The following is a 10,928-nucleotide window of genomic DNA, read 5'->3' as shown; positions in this document are numbered from 1 at the left end:
GGGCTAAGCGATGCGGGTGCCGCGCGGCAGGCGACGGGCGGGGGTGCGCGTGCGCGCCGTGCCCCACACCAGCAGGCCGCCGGCGAGGACGATCTGGATGCCGAGACCCACCAGCCAGCTCGGCGCGGTCTCGGCCTCGATCGTCTTCGGCGAGGGCGGATCCGGCTGCGCGTCGCTGCAGTTGTCGTAGCGGACGTGGGCCGGCGGCGCGATCTGCGCCTGGCGCACCGACGCCTTCAGCCCCGAGAACGCATCGAGAGGGTAGCCGTCCGCGTCATAGGAGGCCGGCGTGGCGTCGGCGAGGATCACGAACGGGTTCGGCGCCAGCATCCACCACACCTTGTCGAACCGCGGCTGCTCGGACGTCTCCGTGTGCCACGCACCGCAGCTGGTGGTGTTCCCCTTGTCGTCGAAGTTGGGATCGCGGGACTGGGTGGTGAGCTCGCTGCGGATCGCGAGTCCCGACAGGCTGAACGCGATCACCGTCCCGACCACGAGCGCGGCGACGATGAGGTACGTGCTGGCCACCGAGAACAGCGGCCGGGCCAGGATGCCGCTGAGCCCCACGCCGATCGCCGCGACGACGCCGATCTCCACGATCAGCATGACCAGCGAGACCACGGCGACGGCCGGCGAGACGCCGCCCGCGATCATGGCGATGACGATGAACGGCACTGCGACGACCGCGAACGCGAGGCCCGCGATCCAGGCGGCGATGAACTTGCCGAGCACGATCTCGGCGGTGGTGGTGAGCGTGACCTGCACCGGCGCGAGGGTCGCGGCATCCCGATCGCCGTTGATCGCGTTGCCGGACAGCGTCGGGGAGACGAGCACCACCAGCAGCAGAACGAAGTACACGATGATCGAGAAGACCGTTCCGCCCGCGTCGGGCTGGCCGCTCGCAGCAAGGAAGCTCAGGGTGGTCACCCCGATGAGCAGCACGGCGAAGACACCCAGCAGCACGTACCAGGCGATGCTGCGCACGCGCTGCGTCAGCTCCAGGGCGATGACGGTTCCGAGGCGGCGGAGGTTCATGACGCATCCCCCTCGGTCGGCGCGGTCGGTGCGGCAGGCGCGGCGGATGAGCCCGGAGACCCGGGCGGCGGTGTCCCGTTCTGACGGAGGTCGAGGAACGCGTGCTCGAGCGAGCCGACCGCGGGCGCGAACTCCACGACGGGGAGGCCGGCCTGGACGAGGAGGCGGAGGGCGTCGGCCGCGGCCCGCTCGCCCGCGAACGTGACGAGGATGTCCTGACGATCGACCTGCGCCGCCGTGCCGAGGACGGATGCCACCCGCTCACGCTCGGTCTCGGCCTGCGCGCCCGCGATCCTCAGGCGCCACGCGCGTGAGGTCTGAGCCGCGGCGGCGACGCGGTCCGCCGCGACCGTCGCCCCCGCCTCGACGAAGACGGCCGTGTCGACCACCTCCTCGAGCTCGGAGAGCACATGACTGGAGATCAGCACCGTACGACCCTCGGCGGCGAAGCCGCGCAGCATCCCGCGCAGCTCGATGCGCGCCTGCGGGTCGAGCCCGGAGGCCGGCTCGTCCAGCAGCAGCACCCGCGGATCGTGGACGAGCGCGCGGGCGAGGCCCAGCCGCTGCTTCTGACCGCGCGAGAGCACGCGCGCCGGGGCGTCCGCGAGGGTGGTGAGGTCCACGCGCTCGAGCAGGGCGGTGGCGCGGGATGCGGCATCCTGCTTGCTCGCCCCGTACAGGCGGCCGGTCATCGCGAGGGTCTCCCGCGCGGTCAGCGACGGCCAGGCGCCCAGGGCATCGGGCATCCAGCCGATCGCCGCGCGGGCACGCGCCGGCTCGGCGACGGGGTCGACGCCATCCACGCGGATCGACCCGGACTCCGGGGCGAGCAGCGACGCGAGCATCAGCATCAGGGTCGTCTTGCCGGCGCCGTTGGGGCCGACGAGGCCCGTCACGTTGCCGACCTCGGCCTCGAGGCTCATGCCGCGGACGGCGTGCACCGTCCCGAACGAGCGATGGACGTCGTCGACGACGATCCCCAGTGTTCCCATTCCTCGAATCTATGGCCCGACATAGCCGAGTCCGAGGATTGAGCCTCCGGGCGCGCTGTCCCTCCCCCGAGGCCCCGCCCCGTTTGTTGACTTGCCCTGGATGTACGCGACACGCCGAGCGGGGCGTACATCCAGGGCAAGTCAACATCCGGAGGACGCGGCCGGAGGGCGGAGCCGAGAGACGCAGACGGAGCGGGGCGCTGCCTACTGGTTCGAGAAGGCGGCGTCGAAGGAGGCGGTGGGTTGCGGCCACAGCAGGGAGCGCACGAACTGCACGGCCTGGGCGGCGCCGTGCAGGCGGTCCATGCCGGCATCCTCCCACTCGACCGAGATCGGACCCTCGTACCCGATCGCCGAAAGCGCGCGGAACGCGTCCTCCCAGGGCACGTCCCCGTGTCCGGTCGACACGAAGTCCCAGCCGCGCCGCGGATCCCCCCACGGCAGGTGCGAACCGAGCACCCCGGCCCGCCCGTTGCGGGGACGCAGCCGGGTGTCCTTGCAGTCCACGTGGTAGATCCGGTCCCGGAACTCCCAGATGAACCCGACCGGGTCGATGTCCTGCCACATCATGTGCGACGGATCCCAGTTGAACCCGAACGCCTCCCGGTGCCCGATCGCCTCCAGGGCGCGCACGCTGGTCCAGTAGTCGTACGCGATCTCCGACGGATGCACCTCGTGCGCGAACCGCACCCCCTCCGCGTCGAACACGTCCAGGATCGGGTTCCACCGGGCCGCGAAGTCCTCATACCCGGCGTCGATGACGGATGCCGGCACCGGCGGGAACATCGCCACATACGACCAGATCGACGACCCCGTGAACCCGACCACGGTGTCCACGCCGAGCTTTCGGGCCACCCGGGCGGCGCGCTTCATGTCCTCCGCCGCCCGCTGCCGCACCCCCTCGGCATCCCCGTCGCCCCACACGTACGGGCGCAGGATCGCCTGATGGCGGAAATCGATCGGGTCGTCGCACACCGCTTGACCTGCCAGATGGTTCGAGATCGCGTACGCCCTCAGCCCGTGCGCATCGAGGGTCTCCAGCCGCGACCGCAGATACGCCGGATCCTCATCCGCCCGCCGCAGGTCGAGATGATCACCCGACGCCGCGATCTCCAGACCGTCGTACCCCCAGGAGGCCGCCAGCCGCGCCACCTCCTCGAACGGCAGATCCGCCCACTGCCCCGTGAAGAGGGTGACCGGGTGCGTGCTCATGCCGCCGAGGCCTCCCGCACCCAGCGCGCGGTGTGGTGTGCGCTCTCCACCGGGTCCATCGACGCGCGGTCGACCTCGATGATGATCCAGCCGCCGAAGCCGTCGGGCAGCGCCGAGAGGATGCCGGGCAGGTCGAGGTCGCCGAGGCCGGGCTCCTTGTACAGCCCGAGGTCGGTGGCGCGCTCGTAGGCGAGGCCCTCCTCCCGGGTCTGCCGGGCGATGCCGAGGTCGAGGTCCTTGAGGTGGAGGTCCTGCACCCGGTCGCCCCACTTCGCGAGCGTCGCCTGCGCGTCGATGCCGGCCCACTCCAGGTGCCCGATGTCGAACGCGGCGCCGAGGCGCGAGGCGTCGATGCTGTTCAGCACGTGCTCGTACTCGGCCTCGGTCTCGATCCAGGTGCCCACGTGGTTGTGCAGGCCGGGGCGCACGCCCTCGGCGTTCAGCACGTCGACGGCCTCGTCGATCAGGTCGGTGAGTTCGTCGAGGCGGTCCTGCGAGAAGTCGTGGCCGACGGCCGGATGCTGCCAGCGGATGGCCTGCTGGTTGACCTCGGCGGCGAGGAAGATGCGCGACAGGCCCATGTAGTTGGACTCCTCCGCCTTGCGGCGCACCGAGTCGAACCAGTGGATGCGCGAGAACGTGCCGCGCTCCAGGCGCCCGCCGTGCTCGGATGCCAGCGGCACCTGCACGTACCCGGGGGCGACCTTCAGGCCGGCATCCTTGATCATCGCCTCGTAGTTCTGCAGCGTCTGCGTGTCGAGCACCTCGAGCATGGTCGCGGTGAATCCGGCATCCCGGATCGCCCGCAGCACGCCCGGGTACTCGGCGACGAACGCGGGATCGGCGAAGCGCCACAGCGAGGCGCTGTCGAGGTCGTTCGGGTCCTCCTTCACGTTGATCCACTGGATGGCGTTGAGCGCGAAGTCGAGGTCTTTGATCTGCACGGGGAGCATCCCTTTCTGGGTCGGGTGTCGTCCGGACGGCCTACTTGAGACCGGCGGTGGCGACGCCCTGGATGAAGTACTTCTGCAGGAAGAGGAACAGGATGAGGATGGGCAGCAGCACGACCATGGAGCCGGCCAGCAGCACGCCGAAGTTGACGGTGTTGGATGCCTGCGACGCGACCGCGAGGCCGACGGGCGCGGTGTAGACGCTCTGCGACTGGGCGACCACGAGGGGCCACAGGAAGTTGTTCCACGACGACAGGAACGACAGGATGCCGACGGTCGCGAGGCCCGGTCCGCACAGCGGCAGGAACACGCGGAAGAAGATCCGCGCCTCACCGGCGCCGTCGAGCCGCGCCGCCTCCATGAGCTCGAACGGCACGCCGTGGGCGAACTGGCGCATGATGAACACGCACAGCGGCATGACCAGCAGTGGCAGTGCGATGGCGATGAGCGTGTTGACCAGCCCCATCTGCACCACGATGACGAACTGCGGCACGAACAGCGCCACGTAGGGCACGATCATCGACACGATCACGAGCGGGAAGATGACGCCCTTGCCGCGGAAGCGCAGCTTCGCGAGCGCGTAGCCGGCCATGGCGCTGAAGAGCACGTTGGCGAGCACGACGATCACCGACACGACGATGCTGTTGACCATGTACCCGCCGAAGCCCTGGTCGGCGAACAGCGAGATGTAGTTCTTGATCTGGAACGACTTCGGGAACCAGGCGCCGGGGTCGGAGAAGAACTCGCCCTGCGTCTTGAACGATCCGAAGAACACCCACACGAACGGCAGCAGCATGAGCACCGTGATGACGGCGAGCGCCGTGTAGGTGAGGGCGAGGCGGGTGGGGGATGTCTTCTTCAATGCTTCGGCCTCAGCATTCGGAACTGGATGACGGACACGACGCCGACGAGGATGAGCAGGATCACGGACCCTGCCATCGATGCCGAGATGTTGCCGAACCCGAACTGCTGGTAGACCCACAGCGCCATCGAGGTGGTGGCGCTGAGCGGCCCGCCCTTGGTGAGCAGGAACGGCTCCTCGAAGATGTTCAGGAACGAGACGGTCATGAGGATCGTGACCAGCAGCGTCGTGGGACGCAGCAGCGGCAGCGTGATCGACCAGAGCCGGCGGGGGCCGGATGCCCCGTCGGTCTGCGCGGCCTCGTAGATCTCCTCCGGCACGGCCTGCAGGCCCGCGAGGAACAGCACCATGCAGGTGCCGGCGTTGCGCCACACGCCCATCATGACGACGGTCGTGAAGGCCCATTCGGGCTGGCCCAGCCAGTTGACCGCCTGGATGCCGATGTTCGCCAGCGCGCTGTTGACGGGGCCGGAGATCGAGAACGCGTACTGCCAGATGACCGCCGCGGCGACGATGTTGGTGATCACCGGCACGTAGACGGCGGCGCGGAAGAAGGTGCGCAGGCGCCGGATGGCGCCGTTGAGCATCATCGCGAGGGCGAAGCCGAGCACCATGCTCAGCGGCACGCACAGCACGACGAACAGCACGGTGTTCAGGAACGCCCGCTGGAAGTCGGGGTTGGCGAGGATCTGCGCGTACGACTGCAGACCGGTGATGTTCACGTTGAGCGGGTCGCGGATGTCCCGCGCGCGCATGTCGGTGAAACTCGCGCCGATCGCGATGAGGGTGGGGATCGCGGTGAAGACGGCGAAGATCACGAGGAACGGCACGAGGAAGAACCAGGCGGTCGCCGTCTCGGCTCGCGACCCCTCGTGGGCGCGCCGGCGGGGGCGCAGGGGCGCGGCCCCCCGGGGACGCCGGTCCGGCGTCCCCGAGGTGACCATCGCGCGTGTGGCGGTCGTAGACATCCGGATTACTGCTTTCCGGTGACGCCGATCGCCTCGGCCTGCTGCTGGGCCGCGTCGAGCGCTGCCTGGGCGGACATCCCGCCGCGCACGACCTTCTCCATCTGCTGACCGATGATCTGGCCGACCTGGTCCCACGTGGGGACGTTCGGCTGGGCGACGCCGTTCTCGAGCGCGGCGTGCACCTGGTCGAGCACGGTGCCCTTCAGCGCCGGGTCGTCCCAGGCGGCCTTCAGCGCCGGCATGTTGCCGAAGATCTTGTACCACTGCACCTGCTGGGGCGCCTCGGACATCCAGCGCACGAACTTCCAGGCGGCATCCTTGTTCTTGCTGTCGCTCGGGACCATCCAGCTGCCGCCGCCGGTCGTCGCGCCCTTGCCGCCATTCGGGCCGGTGGGGTTCGGGGCGTAGGTGATGTGGGTGGAGCTCCAGCCCTTGCCGTTCGCGTCGTCGAACCACGAGGCGAACCAGGGGCCGCCGTCGACGATCGCGGCGGACTTGCCCGAGCTCATCCACGGCACGGTGTCGAGGAACGCGGGTCCGTCGGCGGAGGACAGGCCGTCCTTGACGAGGCTCGCCCAGTAGTCGAGCGCCTGGACGTTCTGCGGGGTGTTGAGCGTCCACTTGGTCTTGGCGGCGTTCAGCAGCGAGCCGCCGTTCTGCGCGGCCATGACCTGCCACTGGCCGGCCGAGTACTTGTCGTAGCTCACGGCCAGCACGAGCGGGTTGGCGACGCCCTGCGCCTTGAGCTTCTGCGCGAAGGTCTTCTGCTCGGCCCAGGTGCTGGGCGGCGTGGTGATGCCGGCCTTCTTGGCGAGGTCGGTGCGGTACATCAGCATGTTCGCGTAGGTGTACCAGGGCACGCCGTACTGCTTGCCGCCGACGACCGAGTTGCCCCAGATCGCGGGGAAGAAGTCCGCCTGACTGACGAGGCCGTTCGGGACGGTGTCGAAGCCGCCGGTCGCCAGCAGCGACGACTGGTCCTCGGTGTACCCGAAGATCAGGTCGGGCACGGTGCCGGCGGTGATCGCCGCGGTCATCTTGGACGCGAACTGGTCCTGCGGCACCTTGGTCAGCTGGATGGTGACCCCGGGGTTCGTCTTCTTGAACTCCGCGATCATGGTCGGCAGCTTGTCGCCGTCGGCGCCTTCCGACCAGAGCTGCACGGTGCCGGTCGCGGCCTTGTCGTTGATGGCCGGGCCGGACGACCCGCTGCTGGTGGGCTCGCTGTTCGCGCGGCCGCAGCCGGCGAGCAGCACGGCGGCGGCGACGAGCGCGACGCCCAGCGTCGTCGCTCGGCGTCCTGTGGTCAGGTGAGACATCCTGATCAGCTCCTTGTGGTTGTGAGGGTTTCCGGGTGTGGGATGAGGGTCAGATCGCGGCGGCGAGGGCCCGGGCGATGCGGATCGTCAGGGTCGCGCCGGTGAGGGTGGCGTTGCAGGTGAGGGCGGTGGGCACGACGCCGTTGCCGACGACGTAGAGGTTGTCGAAGCCCCAGACGCGGCCGTCGGTGTCGCACACGCTGGTGCCGTCGTCGACGGCGCCCATGCGCACCGTGCCGGTGTAGTGCAGGGATGCCCCGGCCGGCAGCACCTCGGTCTCGCGGTCGCCGAAGTCGCCGATGGCGTTGGCGGCGGCGCGCTGCACGGCCTTGGTGCGCTCGATGGTCTCGAGGTCCGCGTCGGAGTATGAGAAGTGCACGGTCATGTGCGGCATCCCGAGCGCGTCGGTGAGCTCGTCGGAGAACTCGATGCGGTTCTCCGGGCGGATCTCGGTGGAGCAGTACCAGCCGACGCCGAGCACGTGCCCCATGCCCTCGACGTCCCGCTCCATGAGCTGGCCGTGCGCGGGGCGGGCTTCGCCGATCGACGGGCTCCAGTAGGAGCCGATGAACGGCTCGCCGTCGGGCGCGGTGGGGATGTCGGCATCGGTCAGCCCGAATCGGGCCGCGTCGATGACGACGTCGCCGTCGATCGAGGCGTGCTCGTTCAGGCGCACGCCGAGCGCCTCGGGCCGGATGCCGGAGGCCCACAGCAGCTGCGGGGTGCGGAGGGCATCGGCGGCGATCACGTAGTTGCGGCCGGTGTACACGGTCTCCTCACCGGTCACGACGTCGCGCCCGAGGATGCCGGTGACGGCGCCGTTCTCGTACTGCACGCGCGTGGTGAGCACCCCGGTGACGAGCGTCACGTTCGGGACGCTCCCGTCGAAGAGGAAGGGCGCGATGTCGCGGGGGCCGGTGCGCGCGAACGGGCGGTCCGGGTAGGCGACGCCGGCCATCGGCATGAAGCCGAACTCGCGCTCGGGATCGGGGCTCGGCACCGCGTCGCGCAGGGCGGCGAACATGGGCTCGGTGAACGGGTTCGTCCAGTCGCCCGACACGAGCGGCCCGTTGTAGGTGCGCAGGTGCCTGCGGGCGGTCTCGAGGTCGGCGTCCCACTCGTCGCGCGGCAGGAAGTCGGGGATCTCGTGCTCGTACGGCCACGGGGTGGCGCAGGTCCAGTGCACGCCCATGCCGCCGATGTTCCACGCGATCGAGGCGCCCGGGAACTGGGCGAAGTTGTGGCCGAGGAAAGCGGCGGGGAAGACGCCGGTCATGTCGGTCGCCCAGCTGTCGCCCTCGATCTCGTTCATGGACACCGCGCCCTTGACGTACTCGATCTGGCGGGCGCGGCGCATGAGGTCCTCGTACGACGCGTTCATCGCGTTCTCGTCGGCCTCGACGAGGTGCTCGCCGTCGTGCGAGGTGATGTGGCGACCCGCCTCCAGCACGAGGATGCCGGCCTCGGGCCGGTCCGCGTGCAGCTGCGCGGCGGCGATGGCGCCGTTGATCCCGCTGCCGACGATCACATAGTCGTAGGTGGGCACTGTCATTCTCCTGTCTCGATCCAGCGGCCGCTCGCGGCGGACTGCAGGACGGCTTCGGTGAGGCGCGCGGCGCGCAGCCCGTCGGCGAACACCGGCATCCCGTCGGGTTCCTCGCCGCGGGCGGCGGCGTACGCGTCGGCGACGAAGTTGTCGAAGGCGTCCTGGTAGCCCATGGCGTGCCCGGCGGGGACCGGCTGCAGGCGAGCGGCGTCGGGGGTCGCGGTCGCGGGGTCGCGCACGAGGATACGCGACTCGGCCCGGCCGCCGACCCAGAGGCGCTCGGGGTTCTCCTGGTCGAAGCGCAGGCTCTCACGCGATCCGTGCAGTTCGACGGTGAGGGCGTTGCGGCGCCCCGCGGCCATCTGCGAGATGAGCAGGGTGCCGATGGCGCCGGATGCCGTCTCGACGAGGATCGCGACGATGTCCTCGTTCTCCACGGTGCGTCCGCCGCGCTCGTCGAACACCCGGCGGGTGCGGGCGGACAGGCGCACGATGCGCTCGCCCGCGATGAATTCGAGCAGGTCGCACAGGTGCGAGCCGATGTCGGCGAACGCGCGGGATGCCCCGCCTGCGGCGCTGGTGGCGCGCCAGTCGTCGTCGGTGGGCAGCAGCATCCAGTCCTGCAGGTAGCCGGCGTCGATGCTGAGCAGCATCCCGAGGTCGCCCCGGGCGACGCGGGCGCGGGCCTCGCGCACCATCGGGTGGTAGCGGTAGACGAAGGGGACGGCGGCGACGAGTCCGGATGCCGCGGCCTGCGCGGTCAGCTGCTCGGCGTCGGCGACGTCGATCGCGAGCGGCTTCTCGCAGATGACGTGCTTGCCGGCGGCGAGCGCGGCCGCGGCGAGCCGGGCGTGCGTGGCGTTCGGGGTGCAGATGTGCACGATGTCGACGTCGGGGGAGGCGATCAGCTGCTCGGCGGTGTCGGCGGCGGCCTCGAACCCGAGCGCGTCACGGGAGGCGGCGGCCCGGTCGGGGGTCGAGGCGGCGATCTCGGCGAGGCGGGCGGCGTTCACGCGGGCGGCGTGCGAGTGCACCCGGCCCATGAATCCACCCCCGATGATGCCGGCGCGCAAGGCGCGGGTGGCGCTCGCGTCGGTGCGGGTCGATCTGACATCCATCGTCATGCGAGCCATTCTGACGCGACACTCCTGACTTTTGCAAGCGATTCGTCAGAAGTTTTTTGTTGAACGCTAAAAGATGCTCGGATTCCGTCAATTGGGTGTCCGTCTGTGATTTACTGACGGCCATGGTCGATGCAGCACGCGCCGGAGCGCCGGGTATGGGGGCCGGTGACGTGTTCCAGCTGTTCCGCGATGGACGCGCGCGCACCAAGGCCGAGATCGCCACCCTCACCGGGCTCGCCCGGTCCACGGTGGCACCGCGCATGGACGCCCTCCTCGCCGCCGGGCTCCTCCTGCCCGCCGGGGAGGCGGCATCCACCGGCGGACGCCCGCCCGCCCGCGTCGCCTTCAACCCCCGTGCGGGCCTCGTGCTCGCGATCGACCTGGGCGCCACGCATGCGACGGTCGCGGTCGCCGACCTCGCGGGCAGCATCCTCGCCTCGACGACGCACGGCGTCGACATCGCCGCCGGCCCCGAACCGGTGCTGGATCTGGTGCTCGCCGAGGGTACGGAGCTGCTGCGCACCGCATCCTCCGCGCCGCTCGTCGGCGTCGGCATCGGCGTGCCGGGCCCGGTCGAGCACTCCACCGGCATGCCCACGAACCCGCCCATCATGCCCGGGTGGGACCGCTTCGACGTGCCCGCCTACGTGCAGCGCGTGTTCGACGTGCCCGTGCTCGTGGACAACGACGTGAACATCCTCGCCCTCGGCGAGCAGGCTCTCAGCTGGCCGGGCGTGCAGGACCTCGTCTTCGTGAAGGTCGCCACCGGCATCGGCGCCGGCATCATCTCCGGAGGCGCCCTGCAGCGCGGCGCGCGCGGCTCCGCCGGTGACCTCGGCCACGTGCAGGTGCCGTACAGCCACGACTCCCCCCGTCCGCCCGGCGACGAGCGCGACCTCGAGGCCATCGCGAGCGGCCCG

The 10,928-nt window shown here is 70.3% G+C and carries 10 protein-coding genes; 1 reads left to right on the top strand and 9 read right to left on the bottom strand.

Going from position 1 to position 10,928, the window contains the following annotated elements:
- Positions 1 to 3: 3 nt before the first annotated feature.
- From VJR25_RS07075 to VJR25_RS07035, 9 genes are all read right to left on the bottom strand, one after another.
- The gene (locus VJR25_RS07075) at positions 4 to 1,035 is read right to left on the bottom strand and encodes an ABC transporter permease (protein ID WP_324113979.1); all 1,032 of its coding nucleotides are present in this window, start codon (positions 1,033 to 1,035) and stop codon (positions 4 to 6) included.
- A complete protein-coding gene (locus tag VJR25_RS07070; protein WP_324113977.1) occupies positions 1,032 to 2,027 on the bottom strand; it encodes an ABC transporter ATP-binding protein in 996 nt (331 codons plus the stop codon). The genes VJR25_RS07075 and VJR25_RS07070 overlap by 4 nt, the downstream gene beginning before the upstream one ends.
- A 204-nt stretch (positions 2,028 to 2,231) precedes the next feature.
- Positions 2,232 to 3,239 (bottom strand): sugar phosphate isomerase/epimerase, encoded by a 1,008-nt coding sequence (locus VJR25_RS07065; protein WP_324113975.1) that lies wholly within the window; start codon positions 3,237 to 3,239, stop codon positions 2,232 to 2,234.
- Positions 3,236 to 4,183 carry a sugar phosphate isomerase/epimerase gene (locus tag VJR25_RS07060; RefSeq protein ID WP_324113973.1) on the bottom strand — a complete coding sequence of 316 codons (948 nt, stop codon included), beginning with the start codon at positions 4,181 to 4,183 and terminating at the stop codon, positions 3,236 to 3,238. The genes VJR25_RS07065 and VJR25_RS07060 overlap by 4 nt, the downstream gene beginning before the upstream one ends.
- Before the next feature lie 40 nt (positions 4,184 to 4,223).
- Positions 4,224 to 5,051, bottom strand: a complete 828-nt coding sequence (locus VJR25_RS07055) for a carbohydrate ABC transporter permease (RefSeq protein ID WP_324113971.1) — start codon at positions 5,049 to 5,051, stop codon at positions 4,224 to 4,226.
- Positions 5,048 to 6,019 carry a sugar ABC transporter permease gene (locus VJR25_RS07050; protein WP_324113969.1) on the bottom strand — a complete coding sequence of 324 codons (972 nt, stop codon included), beginning with the start codon at positions 6,017 to 6,019 and terminating at the stop codon, positions 5,048 to 5,050. The genes VJR25_RS07055 and VJR25_RS07050 overlap by 4 nt, the downstream gene beginning before the upstream one ends.
- Positions 6,020 to 6,024: 5 nt before the next feature.
- Complete coding sequence (locus VJR25_RS07045; protein WP_324113967.1) at positions 6,025 to 7,338, bottom strand: sugar ABC transporter substrate-binding protein; 1,314 nt, start codon at positions 7,336 to 7,338, stop codon at positions 6,025 to 6,027.
- A 49-nt stretch (positions 7,339 to 7,387) separates the two neighbouring features.
- Positions 7,388 to 8,890, bottom strand: coding sequence for a GMC oxidoreductase (locus VJR25_RS07040; RefSeq protein WP_324113965.1), 1,503 nt, complete (start codon positions 8,888 to 8,890; stop codon positions 7,388 to 7,390).
- Positions 8,887 to 10,008, bottom strand: a complete 1,122-nt coding sequence (locus tag VJR25_RS07035; protein ID WP_324113963.1) for a Gfo/Idh/MocA family oxidoreductase — start codon at positions 10,006 to 10,008, stop codon at positions 8,887 to 8,889. Before VJR25_RS07035 ends, VJR25_RS07040 begins: the two co-directional genes overlap by 4 nt.
- Positions 10,009 to 10,130: 122 nt before the next feature.
- Between VJR25_RS07035 and VJR25_RS07030 the strand changes: the two genes are divergently transcribed.
- Positions 10,131 to 10,928 (top strand): ROK family protein (locus tag VJR25_RS07030; RefSeq protein ID WP_324113961.1); only part of this gene is annotated, 798 nt, incomplete at its 3' end.

The organism is Microbacterium sp. (assembly GCF_035277845.1).
Taxonomy (GTDB): Bacteria; Actinomycetota; Actinomycetes; order Actinomycetales; family Microbacteriaceae; genus Microbacterium.
This window is presented reverse-complemented; position numbering and strand designations above follow the sequence as displayed.

Bases quoted from the DNA above. Each gene is read 5' to 3' on its own strand.
- VJR25_RS07045 (WP_324113967.1), bottom strand. From the start codon at position 7,338: ATGTCTCACCTGACCACAGGACGCCGAGCGACGACGCTGGGCGTCGCG.
- VJR25_RS07035 (WP_324113963.1), bottom strand. From the start codon at position 10,008: ATGACGATGGATGTCAGATCGACCCGCACCGACGCGAGCGCCACCCGC.
- VJR25_RS07050 (WP_324113969.1), bottom strand. From the start codon at position 6,019: ATGTCTACGACCGCCACACGCGCGATGGTCACCTCGGGGACGCCGGAC.
- VJR25_RS07065 (WP_324113975.1), bottom strand. From the start codon at position 3,239: ATGAGCACGCACCCGGTCACCCTCTTCACGGGGCAGTGGGCGGATCTG.
- VJR25_RS07075 (WP_324113979.1), bottom strand. From the start codon at position 1,035: ATGAACCTCCGCCGCCTCGGAACCGTCATCGCCCTGGAGCTGACGCAG.
- VJR25_RS07040 (WP_324113965.1), bottom strand. From the start codon at position 8,890: ATGACAGTGCCCACCTACGACTATGTGATCGTCGGCAGCGGGATCAAC.
- VJR25_RS07070 (WP_324113977.1), bottom strand. From the start codon at position 2,027: ATGGGAACACTGGGGATCGTCGTCGACGACGTCCATCGCTCGTTCGGG.